Genomic DNA, 14,911 nt, shown 5'->3' with positions numbered 1-14,911 from the left:
TCCCTGCTCTTCCGTGAGATCAAACCCGTAGAGGGCATTAAAAGCGGCAACGGTTTTGGCCATGGAGCGCTCGCCGTCTTCGCTATCTCGCTGCACGGCACGGTCGCGCATATGCTGAGCGGCTTTTTCCAGAAAGGCTGGGGCGCTGTAGTCCGGTGGTGAAGCCGTTTCAGAGTTCATGCGAACTCGCTCTCATTGATTTGCTGTGCGAGGTGATCGAGGGCTGCGAGGTAATTAGTTGCAGCGTCCCGGCTGCTGATGAAGGCGTCTTTTATAGCCTCTTCACGGTTTGTTCCGTGGCCCTGTGCCAAGCCTGAACCCAAGACTTCGTGAATAGTGTTGTGGTCGAGGTTTAGGACTGCGTGATAATCCAATGACCCGCCCAAATTGCGGCGGCAGATCATTTCCCCGAGGGGGTTGCCATGTAGCACAACGGTTTCTATGCCGACTATTGGCCTACGGCAGCCTCCCTCAGTCTCTGTGATTGGTGTTGTTACATACTCAATGCCTTTCATACGGCACTCCCTCCCTGGTTACGGATGCGAATAGTTTTAACGGTGGGTCGGCGCTGGAAGCGGGTACGGAGCTGCTCTTGGTTATCGGTGCCAACGCCGCTAATGACTGAGGCGATCAGAGTGAACTGTATGAGTCCGTGTTTGATGGCTTTAGCGACGGCATCGGTACTGTTACGTGCGTGCAATTTAAAGAAGCATTCGGTCAACAGGTTGGCGACATTAGCGACAGAGCAGCGCATGGCGGCGGCAGTTTCAGCATTGCTAAGGCCGCGGGCGCGGTGTGTAAGGGCTTCTGCCTGGCGGGGGGCCAGTTTTCTGTATTTGCTGTGCTGAGAGGTTGAGCTGGTGCCGGGCATGGCCGTTCTCCAAAAGGATCTAACCAACTCTACACTCAGTATTTAGATAAGTAAACATAAAATGTTTAGTTAGTTTTCGAAATCGGCGGCTATTTCTTTGAGAAACTTAACAAGATAATGTTTGGCTGGAGAGGGCAACAGCTCTATCTGGTGCTGTAAAGGGCTTGGACACGGAGGGAGTGATAGCAAGGTATTGCCGTCTAGTGCGAGAACTAGAGCAATTTTCCTCAATAAAACAGGGGAAATAGTTTTAGCCTTCCCTTGCTCAATTCGTTGCAGTTGAGTTAACGGAATATAAAGCTTAGTAGACAGCTCTTGTTGAGTCAGCCCGAGAAGTTCACGGTGTTGCTTAATTATCAAACCAAGCTGGTGCATCGGAGAACTCGGCAAAATATTAGGAGTTTTGGCACTAAATCCATCAAAGGTGTATAAATTTTACTCTTCCTTAAGCTGAATTAAACCCGTATGGTGATGAGGATCACGACATGAATGTTGTGCACTACACATGATGTGTTTTGGGAGGGCATGATGCTTATTGAGTTGCTGGACGTAGAACAAAAAATAATGGATGCTGAAACGAGAGATGTTGCACGATCGAGCTTGATGGCAGTCATCCCAGAGCAATGTCAGCACTGTATCAGGCGGCCCTGCTCAGGAATATGGGCTAATGATGACAACTCTTGCTGGTATCAACTAGCCCTTGAGAATCTTTAGTCTGATAGTATCTCTAGTGCATAAGGTGTCTGTCAGACAGTGATAGAGAAGAAGCATTTCGCATAGTAGAGTGCGCTTGAAATTTGATCTACTTGAGGGACATGCAAATGGAGGTTGGCGATATTCGGTTAGAAAATGCTAGGCAGCTTTCCAGGGAGTTTGACAACCTCAAAGAGTTTTCAGGAGTTCTGGGCATGGCCCCCTCTCAGCTCTCCCAACTGATTGGGCCAAACCCTCGGCGTCGCATAGGTACTACCGTAGCTAGACGCATAGAGGCCACTTGTAATAAAGAGAAGGGCTGGCTCGATGTTGTGCATAAAGAGAAGTCAAGCACAGTTACTAGTCAGAGCGGCGTAAATATCGACCTGCTTGTAGATTGCATCTCAGCAGTAGAGGGAAAAGTAACCGAGCTTGACATTAAGTATATGTCAGCAGAAGCAAGAGCCAGGGCTATAGCCACTGTTTACGCATACACTGAACAATCACATTCGGTCGAAGTTATGGACCCGAGTTTTGCGATTAGAATGGTCTATCGGGGGAAGTGAAAAATACCCACAATGATTTAGTGGGCAAGAGTTCGCACTATAAAATCCACTGATACAACCTGGGCTTTACCGCTGGCCATGGTTGCAGAATAGGCAAGCGCAATCGCCTGAGCTTTTCTGGTTGCGGGGATGCCTTCAAGTTTTTGAGCGTCTATTTCCCCTTCGACAGCAACTATACAGTCCTGTAGCACCTCTAAATTCACACCATCGGATGCAGTGGCTGGCGTTTTTGTTGATTCCTCCAAAAGATCCAGTTTACCGCGAGGCAGGTCGAGCTGGTTCTCAATATCTCGGGCAATACGGTCGCCTATAGGTTTGCTTGCCGAGCGTCCAATCAGATAGTAAAGCTGTTGCTCAGAGCGCTCTAGTACTCTTGCAAACTCTGCCCGACTTTTGTAGTTGGAGGCTATGCGGCGCAAATTTGCTCGTCGAATATCGTTAATGTCCATCTTTGTACAAATCTCTGACTCTCCCCTAACTCTACCAAACCTTTAGCAAGCAAAAATTATCCCCATATGTTTTGCCTTGCGCCAAGAAATCATTGGGAAGTAAATAATATTTGCTATAAACTAAACATTGAATGTATAGTTTTGTCATGAGCATACATCACTACCTTCGTTCTCTGCCCTTGGTCGAGCGTGAAGCTTTAGCGGCTCAAGTGGGGACTACTGGCGCCTACCTAAACCGCATTGCGTATGGGAACGGCAAACAGCCACCTGGTCCCAAGCTGGCCCGTAAGTTGGCTGTAGTCCTCAAGGGAAAGCTAACTCTGGAAGAAATCCGCCCGGACATCTGGGGCGAAGACCCCTTACCTGCCACCAATAGCAGTATGGAGGCAAGGCAAGAACTGGTTAATCAATAGCCAACCATGGTCATTCATACAGGAGAAAAGGATGGACAAGCAAAGCATACAGGATGAGGTCGCGGAATTCCTCAAAACGGATCAAGGTGGGGGCTTGGTAGCCGAAAGCCTCTCGCGTCACTTGGCCCGTAATGATCAGGTTCTGTGTGTCGCTAATACAGAGGCAATAGGAGAAAGCACCGAGCAGTTTATCGGTAGTCTGAAGCATCTTATTGGCTCTCAGGAGCCGCTTCAGGAAAGTTAATGACATCACCTTCGGATGCTTTTTGTTCTGGAGAAATAAAATCTCGAATGTGTTCAAGATAGTTTCGGGTTTGTTCGCCATGCTCCTGCTTATCCGAGCGACTGATGGCCAAGCTAATTCGCTTGTAGAGCTTTTCTCGGTCCACTGTTTCAGTCTTGCAGAGATCGAGGATTAACAAGATTAGGGCGACACAAATGCCTTTAAGTTTTGCATCCTGAATTGCGACCACTTCTGTGAGGTCCAGTTTGATATTGACGTCTTGCATGGTTCTTCCTTGTGAGCTGTTTGTGTTGGAGCTTTCAGCATACCGGGAATGGCGACACCTGCCCAGTGGTGTGACAGCCGGGAGAGATCGGCACTGAATCATTGCAAAAGTTATTGGTGGAAGGCATAAAAAATGCAAAAGGCGTCTTTACGGAAAAGCCAGTTTTCCCGGTTGACAGGAATCGGGGAACGGTCCTATGCTTATCCCGCTCCCGCAAAATCGGGGGCCGGGATTTGCACCCCGTATGTCGAAGGCGCCGGGAAGACGCCTCTAGCTGTATGCGTCTTTTTTTGTGCGCGAAACCTCCTTGTTATGGTGGGGTATTCGGGGGGCCTTCGGGCCCGCCGTTTCCTTCGAGCGGTAGTGCAAACCCGTTTACCCCGCCACCACTTCGAGCTTTGCACCTCCTTGGTGGCGGATAACCCGCAATCGAAGGAGGCTATCATGCCTAACCACGCCCCAGTTGTGCCCGCTGCTCGGGCAGATCAGTTTATTACCCAATCCCTTGACCTCGCTGGCGTTAGCTTAGAAGCCGTAGAAAAGCTGCGCACTCTATTTCTCGCTATTTCCTTCATGCCCGATAACCACCCCACTACGCAGGAACTGGCCACCTTGGGTGCCCATCTTGCAGGTGAGTGGGTAAGTGTTATTGAAAGTGAGCGTGAGGATTTGGAGCGGTTGAGGGGGCTTCCACAATGAGCCAGAGGGAACAACAGCTACCACGTATGACAATGCATGAGATGTTTGCAATTAGTGCGTTGAACAAGCGTAAAGAATGCCTCAAAGCCATTCCCTCGCCCAGGGGGAGAGCGCCGGACGCAACAGACCTAGCGCTTGCCCTGCAAGAACTTGACGACGTAACGCTTCAGTGGGCTCTCAAGAAATATTTCACAAAGATCCAGGTTGTTTCAGGGGGTGGGCCGTGAGGACATTTCACCCCTTGGTTTATGTCGATGGTTATGACGGCACTTGCCCGAAAATAGGATAGCCGGGCAAGGCCAACACGTATTTACGGCACCCTGTTCGGGTCCGTTTTAGGGAGATTTCATCATGTACGACCTATGTACACTGGAAGATGTTTACCGTGCGTTGACCTATCTGGACGCCAGTTGCAGTCGCAATGATTGGGCGAAAATAGCTATGGCGATCAAGTCGGAATTTGGTGATAAAGGCTATGATCCGTGGAATGAATGGAGCACAACTTCGGACAAGTATGACAGGGATGCTGCACGTACAACCTGGAAAAGCATTACTGGTGGCGGTGGTATTGGTATAGGGACTCTGTTTGCTCTGGCCAAGGAACAAGGGTTTGCCTTTGAGCGCCATGAATATAGCGAGGAAGAAAAGAAAGCCTTTGCAAGAGAGAAGGCAGACCGAGCGCGAAAGCGCGAGGCGGAAGCTGAGCGTGATACGGCTGAAAAACTCCGGCGTCAGTTACAGGTAGCTGAAATTGCACGGCTGATAATGAATGACCTAAAGCCAGTGGGCCGCAGTGAGTACCTTGGCAAAAAGAGAATTCGTTCCCATGGTGCCAGGTTCTTTCACTCCGCTGTTCTGGTGGTGCAAAGGGAGAAGATTTTAGAGCGTGTCACTAATCGCGTTGAAATCAATGCTTTTTTTGCAGTACCCAAATCCGAGCGCCCCAAGTTTCACTATTTCAAGAAAGGCTTTTTTGCCATTCCTCTGGTGGATGCAGATGGCAAGCTGTGGAACCTGCAGGTGATCACGCCTAAAGGGAGCAAGCTGTTTCTGCGCGGAGGCCGCAAAAGTGGCCTGTTTTCCTGGCTGGGAAAGCCCGATCTACATAAGTCCCTGATATTGGTAGAAGGATTTGCCACTGGCGCCAGTGTGTATGAGGACACAGGCTGCCCGGCGGTTGTGTGCTTTGATTGCGGCAATCTGATGCCTGTAGCGCTGAAGCTGCGTGAGAAGTACCCCACGCTGCCCTTGGTATTTGCCGCAGATAACGACTACGGAACCGAGGGCAATCCAGGGGTAGCGCACGCAACCAAGGCGGCTCAGGCTGTGGGTGGGGCTGTGTGGGTGCCCACTCTGTCTAAGGAAATGGAAGAGGTGGCGTGATGGCTGAGTCTTCTGAAGACAGCTATGGGGAAAACTACGAGGGTATCGATTTTTGCGATGTCCACGTAAACGGCCCGCCGGGTGAGGTGCGGCGACAGTGGGATGCGTTTATGGAGAATGTGATGTTCTTCCCCCACTCCCCATCTAATGAGGGGCCCCCGGATGAAAGTGCTGCGTCGCCGCCTGAACCTTCCATCCCTTCCCTGACAGGAGCGGCACAGGAAATAACCCTGGCTGATGCGCTTAAACGGTTTGCACTGATCTCCGGTACCACCAAGGTGTGGGACGAGCACTTACATCGGGAAATGAAGTCGGCGGCGTTCCGGGCCGAGGTGGGGGCTGAGGTGCATGGTCGGTATATGGCCTCCGGTGATAAGCGAAAGGTGTTGGAGCAGGATGTACGACAGTTTATTGCATCACGCCAGGCCGCCCAGAAGGGGGCGGGGGGCGTGGGTGAGATGCTGGGGCGGTTTACTCTGCTGGAAGGAACGGAAGAGGTGTGGGATCGCAAGCCCTGGGAGCGTATCCCTCTGAAGGTGGTGAAGCATATTTTTCCGGATGCTTATGAAATCTGGTATCGCCATCCTGATCGCAAAATGGTGCCGAAGAAAAATGTGGTGTTTGATCCTACCCGAAAAGTTGACCCCAAAACGCATATCAATACCTTTCAGCGGCTACCCCTGAATCCAATGCACAATCTGGACAAGTGTCGCAATATCCGGGCGCTGTTGTGGCACTTGTGTAACTGCGACGATGAGGTGTGGCGATGGATGGTGTGTTGGTTGGCTTTCCCAGTGCAGTATGTGGGTTCGAAAATGGAAACGGCGTTATTGGTGCATTCGGATGTGCATGGGTCGGGTAAGTCGTTATTCTTCGATGGAGTGATGCGTAAGGTCTACGGGGATTACAGTGCAACTCTGGGACAGCACCAGATTGAGAGCACCTATACGGACTGGAAATCAAATTTGTTGTGGGGTGTATTTGAGGAAATTTTCTCTCGGGACAAGAAGTATTCCCAAACGGGTAATATTAAACAGATGATTACCGGTGCCACAACGCGTATAGAGAAGAAATTTGTCAGCGGCTGGGAGGAAGCGAACTACATGAATAGTGTTTTTCTCTCCAATGAGGTTTTGCCATTTCCGGTGGAACCAAAAGATCGCCGGTTTCTGGTGGTGTGGCCTGAGAAATCTCTGCCGCTAGATCTGCAAAAGGGCGTGGGTGCGGAACTCGACAATGGCGGTGCAGAGGCTTTCTACGGCTGGCTGTTAAAGCAGAATCTGGACGGTTTTGATGCCCGCATCAAACCACCGATGACAGAAGCTAAGCAGCGATTGATCAGTTTCGGTCTGCCCAGTTGGGAGGTGTTTTACCTGGCTTGGGAGGCAGGAGAAACGGAAGCACCCTTTCATACCTGCCTCAGTGGGGATCTCTACCACGTGTACCGGAAGTGGTGCAGAGCGGGCGGATTTCATCAGATGGATATGAACCGGTTTTCTGAAGCAATAGCGACCAGGGTGAAGAAAAAAAACCGACTTGAGTACGACACCCCCGGTGGATTTGGCAAGGGTGTCAAAAAAGGAGTGCAAGGCACTTTTTTCCTAATACATGGGCCACCAGGTGGGAAAACACAAAAGACGTGGCTTTCCGAGTGTGTGAAAGCGTTTCGCGATGAGATTGGCGCATTCTATGAGGAGCAGTCGGCATGAGTTCCGTATACCACCGTATAGAATCCGTACATGATGAATATACAGTATACGGCTCTGTAACCCGCATGGTTGCTAGCACTCTTACTGTTCCCGTATACCCGTATATCTACTCGTGCGTGCGCGCGCGCATGTATGGGATTTCTCTGCTTACAAAGTTGAAGTTTTTTCTCGCACGAGAGGTAGCAATTTGCCCTACGGGTATACGGGAACGTAACAAACACCAGTAACCATGCGGGCTACAGGGCCGTATACCTATTTTTTTTAATATACGGGTGGTGTACGGGGTATACAGTTTTGCGAAATGTGAGATAGAAAAATAGGTACCAGAAGTTGAACCACTTGAAATCCCTTTATACCGCTACGGAGATAGAAATATGACCAGGAATCGCCTTGAGACTGTAGAGCAGGTTAAGCAGGTTAAGCAGGTAAATACCGGCTGGGATTGTATCGACCGCCGCTGGAAAGGTTTGCGCGGTGGGGAGTTGGCTATCCTGACCGGTGCCACTGGTACAGGTAAAACCGTGTTCGCTATGCAGGCAGCCGTCCACAACGCCCTCAACGGCAATCGTACTTTGGTCTTCTCCCTGGAAATGGGTTGCAAGGAGCTTTACCGCCGGCTGGTAGGCACGGTTGGGCGCATCCCCATAGGGCTTGCTGACTCTGACATCTCAGATGACCGCAAAGGCTTCTACGCACAGCACAGTGAGGGTATGACCGATGCCGTCAACAAGCTCAAGGGTATCGATATGGTCGTGGATGACCAGGGTGCCCTGACCATTAATCAGATTGTAAGCCGTGCCCGCAGTGAACACTGTAAGAACCCGCTGGCATTGATCGTAGTGGATTACCTGCAGCTGGTGCGTGGTGGTGCTGGGCAGAGCCGGGAGCAGGAAGTGGCCAAGGTCTCTGCCGGGCTCAAGGCGTTAGCACGAGATCTGGATATCCCCGTGCTGGCGGTGTGCCAGTTCAATAGCAGGATTGCCGGGAATGGTCGGCCTAATCTGTCTCAACTGGGTAGTTCTGGCCTCATAGAGCAGTACGCAGACATAGTGGCCCTGCTGTACCGAGAGGACAAGGATGATTTCGATGTCCCAGGTTCTGGATTGATGGAAGTCATCACAGCCAAGCATCGTCGTGGAGAAACTGGTATTGACAACCTCAAGGCGAAACTTGATCAGTTTCGTCTGGATGAGTGGCGTGATGAAGTGCATCAGATCGCACCGGCGAAGTTTCCTTAAATTTTAAGAGAATGAGATATGACAACCCTGGATATGTTCTCTGCTACGGGCATCAAGCCCAGAAGGCCACCACGGGTGATGATGCGCGTATTGGATGCTGGCCATGACGGTGCTGGCCGCCATGCTATTGAATTCAAATGCCGAAAATGTGGCTACGAGACTGGATGGGTCAGGAGCGATGAATCCATTTCCGAGATTAAGCGGGGCAGGCCCTGCCCTGAATGTAATTGATATCGGCGGTTATTACATGCCTGTGAGGTCTGAGTAACTTGAAAAGGAGGGGTGATCTATGAGCTGGATGACAAAAAAGGAAATTGTAAGGCGGCTGGAGTCCGCGAGCGAGGCAAGCCCGCTGGCTGTTTTCCACAACAATCCGGAAGGAAAGCGGTACGAGGGCCTGTACGATGTGGGCTTTGCCAATACTGTGGTTGCTCAGCAGCGCATTGGGAAGGGTCTTAACGTGGTTGGTGTGTTCCACGGTCCCCACCAATTCAATCGGGAGCTGGAGCGAGCTGGCTTGAATGGTACAGGTTGAGTTTTGAGTGGCAGCAGTAAACACGCAGTTTACGATGGATATCCATTGGAGGCAAAAGTGATCAGTGAAATCAGTATTCGTGAACGCCTTTGGGAGTGGGCCCGCGCTTATCCAGATCGCACAGGAGACTTTGTGAGCTGGCCTCGCATAGCTGCCTTCGCCAGAAGAATGAAGCCAACCTATGAGCAGTACCCGGAGCCGATAGATTATGATAGATCAGCGCTCACCGATGCCGCAGTACTGGTTTACCTGAATGTAATCGCCAGGCGCCAGGATAAGAAGAAAGCCGCGTTGGAAAGGTCGGTTTTCTGGTTGCGGTATTACCACCAATGGGAAATGCAGCATGTGGCCAGGAAGGTTAACAAGTCTAAACCTTGGGTTGAGAAAATGTGTCAAATTATCGAGGCAACGGTGGAAGCGTTTATTTTGTCGCAAGATGCCGCATAGCTGTATTTAAAAACAGTCTGTATGTATTGACACCATACGTCCATATGGACTAACTTTATATAAGCTGTCGCGAAGTATGTGCAGCGGGACCATACCCCCCTTTGAAAGCCCCGTTTGGTTAATCCAGCGGGGCTTTTTTATGGCTGTAATTTGACCGACTGGCACGAAACTACTATTCCCTATGGAAGAAATTCTCAGGTGCTTTGCAATAGCCAAGCGTTGGAACAGGTGGATTCTCTATAACGATTTCCAATTGAAGCATGTACTGGTACACCCTGATGATTTCGAGCTGATGGGATTTCCTCAAGACTGGTTAGGAATTCCAGTTAAGCCGCTGGGGCAAGGGTGATTTAACGCCAATCACCACAGTCAATATTCCGAGCCCGCCCAGTGCGGGCTTTTTAGTATCTGGTAATCCAATGTTCGATAACGACTACTTTACGGAAGAGGAGCTGTCCTGCCGTTGCTGCGGGAAACTCCACTTCTCGGATGACACGCTGCGCCGATTGATCAGGGTCAGGGTGCGCTTCAACAAGCCTATGGTGATCACCTCCGGTTATCGCTGCCAGGATCACTGCGCCAAGATCGGCTCCACCATGACGCACACCACGGGGCAGGCGGTGGATGTATCAGTTTCAGGTGGGCGTGCCTATGAGCTGCTGAGGATTGCGATAGAGGAAGGGTTTACAGGTATTGGAGTGAAGCAGCATGGTCCCCACAAGGGCCGATTCCTGCATCTGGATGATCTTGGAGCTATACCGGGCAAGCGTGAAGAGCCCACAATCTGGAGCTACCCCTAGTAAACGGTCTTAACAGGCTGTTCTGCCTGGCAACTGGAGTAAACCAATGAGCTTTGACCCACTAACGGCACTATTCGACGCTGGCAAGATGGCTATTGAGCGTATATGGCCAGACCCAATAAAGCGTGCTGAAGAGGTACGCAAACTGGAGGAGCTAAAGCAACAGGGTGAGACGGCAGCGCTAAACGCCCAGGTACAGTTGTTGTTGGGCCAGCTGGAAGTCAACAAGGCTGAGGCCCAGCATAAGAGCGTGTTTGTCGCCGGCTGGCGTCCAGCAGTTGGCTGGATCTGTGCGAGCTGCCTTGGGCTTGCTTTTATCCCAAAGGCGATGGCGCTGACTGGGGTGTGGATTTACCACTGTATCGTGCTCTATTCCGGATTTGATCCGAGCCTCGGGCAGCCTTTACCGGCTATCCCCGCATATCCCGACCTTGGCCTCACTGATGTATTGGGCATTCTAGGTGGGATGTTGGGGATGGGAGCCATGCGATCGATCGACAAACGTACTGGCGTTCAGACGGATAAAATCAAATGACTATTCACGATCTGATGCGAGAGTTGGCTGAGAAGGCCGGCCACGCCACTACAGTAACCGCCGGTGCCATCGGCAGTGTCTACAGCCTGTTTATTCAAAACCCCATCGGCTTTATCTGTGCCTTGGTGGCCATCGCTTCCTTTGTGGTGAACTGGTACTACAGCTACCAGCGCCACAAGATGGCGAGAGAGCAGCAGGAGCAAAGGTAATGCCGACAAAGGCTAAACGGCCATGCCGTAAATGCAAGCGAGCGCACAGCAACTCCAATGGGTATTGCGACTCGCATCAGGATCTAGTAACAAACTGGGGCGAATATCAACGGCGCTTGGGTAAGCAGGCTAATCGTAGATACAAGAGCAAAAAGTACCTACGAAACCGTGAGCTGGTCAAGGTACGGGCGAAAGGTTTATGTCAGAGCTGCACAGCCATGGGGCTACTTACTGAGGGCAACTGCTGCGACCATATCATTCCACGTTCTCAAGGCGGAACGGATGAACTCAACAATCTACAGTGGCTATGCAGCCGTTGTCATGCCCGCAAAACCGCGCAAGAGGGCGGCGGCGCTAGGGGGAGGGGTGGGTCAAGCCTCTAGAGCCCTTTTCACCAACACCGCCGCCCTAATCACGCGTGTATTACCGGTAAAATTTTAGGGGGGGGGGATTAATTCCCTCAGGGGGCATTCAAGTGCAAAGTGATAATGTCGTTTCGCTGAGGCCAGCGGAAGAAAAACGAGAAAAAGCACAGGGAGAAGAAGCTACTTTATTTCAAGGTATTGCTTGTGAAGCTCCGCCCTGCCCTGCTTGGCTAAGTAAAGACGCGAAAAAGCACTATCGGTTTATTTGTACTGAGCTGAAGAAAGCCGGGCTCATTGCGAAAATTGATCAGGGTGCTCTGGCGATTCTTTGTACCTCCTACGCTCGTATGAAGGAAGCCGAGGAGATGCTGCAGGAGCGCGGCAGTGAATACCAGGAAACACCTAATGGGTATTCTCAGTTAGCGCCGGAAGCCATCCAATGGGAGCGGCATTCAAACAAATACGAAAAGTTGGCCAAGCAGTTTGGTATCACTATTCGCGCGCGGCAGAATGTTCGAGTTGAAAACCCCAACCAAGCTGAACTGGAGTTATAGCCTATGCCAGTTTGCAAACTGGCTGACCCCTCACGAGAATGGCTAGACAGAGCGTACCGGTATGCTGAACAGATCCGCTCAGGAGAAATACCAGCATGTCGTTATGTGCGACTGGCGGTTGATCGCTGGTATCACGATCTAGATACGGGAGCAGAGCGCGGTCTGGTCTTCGATGAGAATGCAGCCGCAAAAGTTTTTCGATTTACCTATCAATATTGCAAACACTACCAGGGCGAATGGGCGGGCTCGCCGATAGTGCTTAGTGACTGGCAGTGCTTTATCAATGCCAATGTATTTGGCTGGTTGAGGAAGGCAGACGGATGGCGCCGCTTCCGCATGGTCTATGAGGAGGTCGCCCGCAAGAATGGCAAGACAACTAAGCTTGCCAGTGTGGGCGGGTATATGGCAGCCGGGGACTCAGAGCCCGGCGCCAAGGTTTATTGCGCAGCCACAAAGCGAGAACAAGCGAAAGAGGTTTTCGATACCATCGGTAAGATCGCTGCACAGGATCGTGTGCTACGTAAGGTCATGGTTACACTGCGCAACACCATTCGCTGCGATACACGGAACTCCCCTCATTCGCGAGTGGAGCTGCTGGCGGCTGATTACAACAGCATGGACGGCTTTAATGTTCACGCGGGCATTGTTGATGAGCTGCATGCGCATCGCGATTCAGGGGTGTGGGATGTCATTGAGTCCGGGCGAGGTGCCCGCCGCCAGCCGCTGATGTGGGGTATTACCACGGCAGGGAAAAACAAAAATAGCTTTTGCTACGAGCTACGCGGATATGCCATCAAGGTATTGGAAGGCACGGTGGAAGATGATGCCTTCTTTGGGATCATCTACACCCTCGACGACGATGATGACTGGAAAGATCCATCCACATGGATAAAGGCAAACCCCAATCTAGGCGTATCCGTTTCCCTGGAAGATATGCAGGACCAGTGCCGTAAAGCGCAAGAAATGCCAACGGCAAAGGTAGAGTTTCAAACCAGGCGCCTCAATATCTGGGTTTATGGTGAATCCACCTGGATGAATATGGAGCGCTGGAACCAGTGCCGCGATAAATCCTTCAATGATCTGGCTTGCTGGACCGAAGGAGAAGAGTCTGAACTGGATGGTATGGCCTGTTATGGGGGAGTAGATCTGGCCTCGGTCGAGGATTTGACCGCATTGACACTAGATTTCAAAAGCCCCGCAGGTAAACACACCTTTATTTCACGGGCTTATTTGCCAGAGGCCGCATTCCAGAAACGTATTGATAAGGGTGGCCAGCTAAAGCAGGTCTATCAGCACCTGGAAGAGCATGGCTGCCTGGTAATTACTCCAGGTGATGCCTGTGATTACAGCTACATAAAGCGCGATATTTTGGTTGCGTGTGAGCGCTTTGATGTTAAGGAAATCGGCTATGACCGTTTCAACAGCTCTCAGCTGGTCACTGACTTGGTAGCTGAAGGTGTGCCCATGGTGACCATGGGACAAGGCACAGGTTCGATATCTGCTCCAATGAAAGAATTACTGCGTCTGGTGTTGACTGGAGCGGTAAGGCACAACAATCCAGGGCTATCGTTTGCCATGTCTAATGTTGTTGCTGTCTCCAATCCTGCTGGGGATATCAAGTTTGATAAGTCCAGGGTGTCGGAAAAAATTGATCCGGCGGTAGCTGCGATCATGGCACTGGGGCGTTCGATAGCTCCCAGTGAAGAAACTGGTCCCAGCGTCTACGAAAACCGAGACATAAGATTCCTATGAAAAAACTGACCCCCGACCTGATCGCTATTCTTGGCCTCGGGCTGCTTGCCTGTGGCCTCTGGAAAATCAGCCAGCCCCTGGCGCTCTGTGTGGTGGGTGTGCTGTTGATGGCTTTCGGACTCCTGGTTGCCTGGCGTAATACCCGATCCACTTCAGTGGATGAATCCCTCAAGGCCCGTGAGAATAGGATAAACAATGCTGGATAAATTATTCCGTGCTCAGACCAGCACCCTCAAGGAACCCAGCGATGGTCTGTTGGATATCCTCAGCGCGCCTCAGTCTGCATCGGGTAAATCGGTGACACCGGATACCGCTATGCGTGTGGCTGCCGTCTATGCCTGTGTGCGTATTCTGTCGGAAACTGTCGCCGCGCTGCCGTTTAATCTCTACCGCAAAACTGGAGCAAATAATCGCGAGATTGCCAGCCAGCATCCCCTGCAGGTGCTGTTACACGATTTGCCCAACGAGGAAATGACCGCGATGGACTTTCGCACCCAGCTGATGGCCGCGCTGCAACTGCGCGGCAATGGGTTCAGCGAGGTGGAGCGGGACAGGGCCGGCCGGGTGCGCGGTGTCTGGCCTATCAACCCCGACAAGGTATGGGTGGGACGTTCGGAAACCACCCGGCGGCTGGTGTTTGAGATACACGACGGGGATTTTCGATCTCTCACACCGGAACGTATGTGGCGTATTGCCGGCCTATCCACCAATGGCATCATCGGCCTCTCACCGATTAGTCAGGCCCGCGAGAGTATTGGCCTCTCTCTGGCACTGGAAGAGCACGGCGCCAGGCTGTTTTCCAATGGTGCGAAGCCTGGCGGTGTTCTGCAACTGGAGGGCGAACTTTCAGAACCAGCTTATGAGCGGTTACGAAAAAGATGGAATGAGCGGCACCAGGGCGGAGCCAATGCGCACCAGGTGGCCATTCTGGAAGGGAAGAGTACATGGAAACAGATTGGCATGAGCGCCGAGGATGCCCAGTTCCTCGAATCGCGCAAATACCAGCGCAGTGAGATTGCCTCTATTTTTGGCGTGCCGCCGCATATGATCGCCGACCTGGAAAAAGCCACCTTCTCAAATATAGAGCATCAGTCCATTCAGTTTGTAGTGTACAGCCTGCTGCCCTGGCTCAAGCGTATTGAGCAGAGCATATTCCGGGATCTGCTCTCTCCCTCAGAGAGGCG

The 14,911-nt window shown here is 51.5% G+C and carries 24 protein-coding genes; 17 read left to right on the top strand and 7 right to left on the bottom strand.

Annotated elements, in window-relative coordinates; genetic code table 11:
• From Q1A48_RS18780 to Q1A48_RS18765, 4 genes are all read right to left on the bottom strand, one after another.
• A partial coding sequence (locus Q1A48_RS18780; protein ID WP_299948006.1) for a hypothetical protein occupies positions 1-180 on the bottom strand: 180 nt, incomplete at its 3' end.
• Positions 177-515 carry a hypothetical protein gene (locus Q1A48_RS18775; protein WP_299948004.1) on the bottom strand — a complete coding sequence of 113 codons (339 nt, stop codon included), beginning with the start codon at positions 513-515 and terminating at the stop codon, positions 177-179. The genes Q1A48_RS18780 and Q1A48_RS18775, both read right to left, overlap by 4 nt.
• Positions 512-871: a helix-turn-helix transcriptional regulator gene (locus Q1A48_RS18770; RefSeq protein ID WP_299948002.1), complete on the bottom strand. Its 360-nt coding sequence runs from the start codon at positions 869-871 to the stop codon at positions 512-514. Before Q1A48_RS18770 ends, Q1A48_RS18775 begins: the two co-directional genes overlap by 4 nt.
• A gap of 69 nt (positions 872-940) precedes the next feature.
• Positions 941-1,246, bottom strand: coding sequence for a helix-turn-helix transcriptional regulator (locus Q1A48_RS18765; RefSeq protein WP_299948000.1), 306 nt, complete (start codon positions 1,244-1,246; stop codon positions 941-943).
• Positions 1,247-1,692: 446 nt separating this feature from the next.
• On the opposite strand from Q1A48_RS18765, the gene Q1A48_RS18760 reads away from it, so the two are divergent.
• Entirely contained in the window at positions 1,693-2,130 is a 438-nt protein-coding gene (locus tag Q1A48_RS18760) for a hypothetical protein (protein ID WP_299947998.1), read from the top strand.
• A 17-nt stretch (positions 2,131-2,147) separates the two neighbouring features.
• Here Q1A48_RS18760 and Q1A48_RS18755 read toward each other — a convergent pair whose 3' ends face one another.
• On the bottom strand, positions 2,148-2,579 hold the full coding sequence (locus tag Q1A48_RS18755; protein ID WP_299947996.1) for a hypothetical protein: 432 nt from the start codon (positions 2,577-2,579) through the stop codon (positions 2,148-2,150).
• Positions 2,580-2,725: 146 nt separating this feature from the next.
• Here Q1A48_RS18755 and Q1A48_RS18750 point away from each other — a divergent pair, with 146 nt between their 5' ends.
• Entirely contained in the window at positions 2,726-2,992 is a 267-nt protein-coding gene (locus Q1A48_RS18750) for a hypothetical protein (RefSeq protein ID WP_299947974.1), read from the top strand.
• Between the two features lie 10 nt (positions 2,993-3,002).
• Here the strand turns inward: Q1A48_RS18750 and Q1A48_RS18745 are convergent, their stop codons facing one another.
• Together Q1A48_RS18745 and Q1A48_RS18740 are read right to left on the bottom strand one after the other, a co-directional pair.
• Entirely contained in the window at positions 3,003-3,200 is a 198-nt protein-coding gene (locus Q1A48_RS18745) for a hypothetical protein (RefSeq protein WP_299947972.1), read from the bottom strand.
• 1 nt (position 3,201) lies between these two features.
• Positions 3,202-3,501, bottom strand: coding sequence for a hypothetical protein (locus Q1A48_RS18740; protein WP_299947970.1), 300 nt, complete (start codon positions 3,499-3,501; stop codon positions 3,202-3,204).
• A 444-nt stretch (positions 3,502-3,945) separates the two neighbouring features.
• Between Q1A48_RS18740 and Q1A48_RS18735 the strand changes: the two genes are divergently transcribed.
• The 15 genes from Q1A48_RS18735 to Q1A48_RS18670 form a co-directional block, all read left to right on the top strand.
• Complete coding sequence (locus tag Q1A48_RS18735) at positions 3,946-4,200, top strand: hypothetical protein (protein WP_299947968.1); 255 nt, start codon at positions 3,946-3,948, stop codon at positions 4,198-4,200.
• A 351-nt stretch (positions 4,201-4,551) separates the two neighbouring features.
• Positions 4,552-5,583, top strand: coding sequence for a PriCT-2 domain-containing protein (locus Q1A48_RS18730; protein ID WP_299947966.1), 1,032 nt, complete (start codon positions 4,552-4,554; stop codon positions 5,581-5,583).
• Positions 5,583-7,292 (top strand): primase-helicase family protein, encoded by a 1,710-nt coding sequence (locus Q1A48_RS18725; RefSeq protein WP_299947964.1) that lies wholly within the window; start codon positions 5,583-5,585, stop codon positions 7,290-7,292. The genes Q1A48_RS18730 and Q1A48_RS18725 overlap by 1 nt, the downstream gene beginning before the upstream one ends.
• A 374-nt stretch (positions 7,293-7,666) precedes the next feature.
• Positions 7,667-8,530 (top strand): DnaB-like helicase C-terminal domain-containing protein, encoded by an 864-nt coding sequence (locus Q1A48_RS18720; protein WP_299947962.1) that lies wholly within the window; start codon positions 7,667-7,669, stop codon positions 8,528-8,530.
• Positions 8,531-8,548: 18 nt separating this feature from the next.
• The gene (locus Q1A48_RS18715; protein ID WP_299947960.1) at positions 8,549-8,761 is read left to right on the top strand and encodes a hypothetical protein; all 213 of its coding nucleotides are present in this window, start codon (positions 8,549-8,551) and stop codon (positions 8,759-8,761) included.
• A 58-nt stretch (positions 8,762-8,819) separates the two neighbouring features.
• Positions 8,820-9,065, top strand: a complete 246-nt coding sequence (locus Q1A48_RS18710) for a hypothetical protein (protein ID WP_299947958.1) — start codon at positions 8,820-8,822, stop codon at positions 9,063-9,065.
• 57 nt (positions 9,066-9,122) lie between these two features.
• Complete coding sequence (locus Q1A48_RS18705; protein WP_299947956.1) at positions 9,123-9,512, top strand: hypothetical protein; 390 nt, start codon at positions 9,123-9,125, stop codon at positions 9,510-9,512.
• A gap of 419 nt (positions 9,513-9,931) precedes the next feature.
• Complete coding sequence (locus Q1A48_RS18700) at positions 9,932-10,312, top strand: D-Ala-D-Ala carboxypeptidase family metallohydrolase (RefSeq protein ID WP_299947955.1); 381 nt, start codon at positions 9,932-9,934, stop codon at positions 10,310-10,312.
• A 46-nt stretch (positions 10,313-10,358) separates the two neighbouring features.
• Complete coding sequence (locus tag Q1A48_RS18695; RefSeq protein ID WP_299947953.1) at positions 10,359-10,847, top strand: 3TM-type holin; 489 nt, start codon at positions 10,359-10,361, stop codon at positions 10,845-10,847.
• On the top strand, positions 10,844-11,056 hold the full coding sequence (locus Q1A48_RS18690) for a holin (RefSeq protein WP_299947951.1): 213 nt from the start codon (positions 10,844-10,846) through the stop codon (positions 11,054-11,056). Before Q1A48_RS18695 ends, Q1A48_RS18690 begins: the two co-directional genes overlap by 4 nt.
• Positions 11,056-11,439 (top strand): HNH endonuclease signature motif containing protein, encoded by a 384-nt coding sequence (locus tag Q1A48_RS21955; protein ID WP_366523441.1) that lies wholly within the window; start codon positions 11,056-11,058, stop codon positions 11,437-11,439. The genes Q1A48_RS18690 and Q1A48_RS21955 overlap by 1 nt, the downstream gene beginning before the upstream one ends.
• A gap of 92 nt (positions 11,440-11,531) precedes the next feature.
• Positions 11,532-11,975 carry a phage terminase small subunit P27 family gene (locus tag Q1A48_RS18685; RefSeq protein ID WP_299947949.1) on the top strand — a complete coding sequence of 148 codons (444 nt, stop codon included), beginning with the start codon at positions 11,532-11,534 and terminating at the stop codon, positions 11,973-11,975.
• 3 nt (positions 11,976-11,978) lie between these two features.
• Positions 11,979-13,727, top strand: coding sequence for a terminase TerL endonuclease subunit (locus Q1A48_RS18680; protein ID WP_299947947.1), 1,749 nt, complete (start codon positions 11,979-11,981; stop codon positions 13,725-13,727).
• Entirely contained in the window at positions 13,724-13,933 is a 210-nt protein-coding gene (locus Q1A48_RS18675; protein WP_299947945.1) for a hypothetical protein, read from the top strand. The genes Q1A48_RS18680 and Q1A48_RS18675 overlap by 4 nt, the downstream gene beginning before the upstream one ends.
• Positions 13,923-14,911: phage portal protein (locus tag Q1A48_RS18670; RefSeq protein ID WP_299947943.1), on the top strand; the 989-nt coding region annotated here is incomplete at its 3' end. The genes Q1A48_RS18675 and Q1A48_RS18670, both read left to right, overlap by 11 nt.

Origin of the sequence: uncultured Microbulbifer sp., assembly GCF_947489355.1 — a bacterium.
Classification (GTDB): Bacteria; Pseudomonadota; Gammaproteobacteria; order Pseudomonadales; family Cellvibrionaceae; genus Microbulbifer.
The sequence above is the reverse complement of the archived record's forward strand: the minus strand, read 5'-3'. Positions and strand labels throughout refer to the sequence as shown.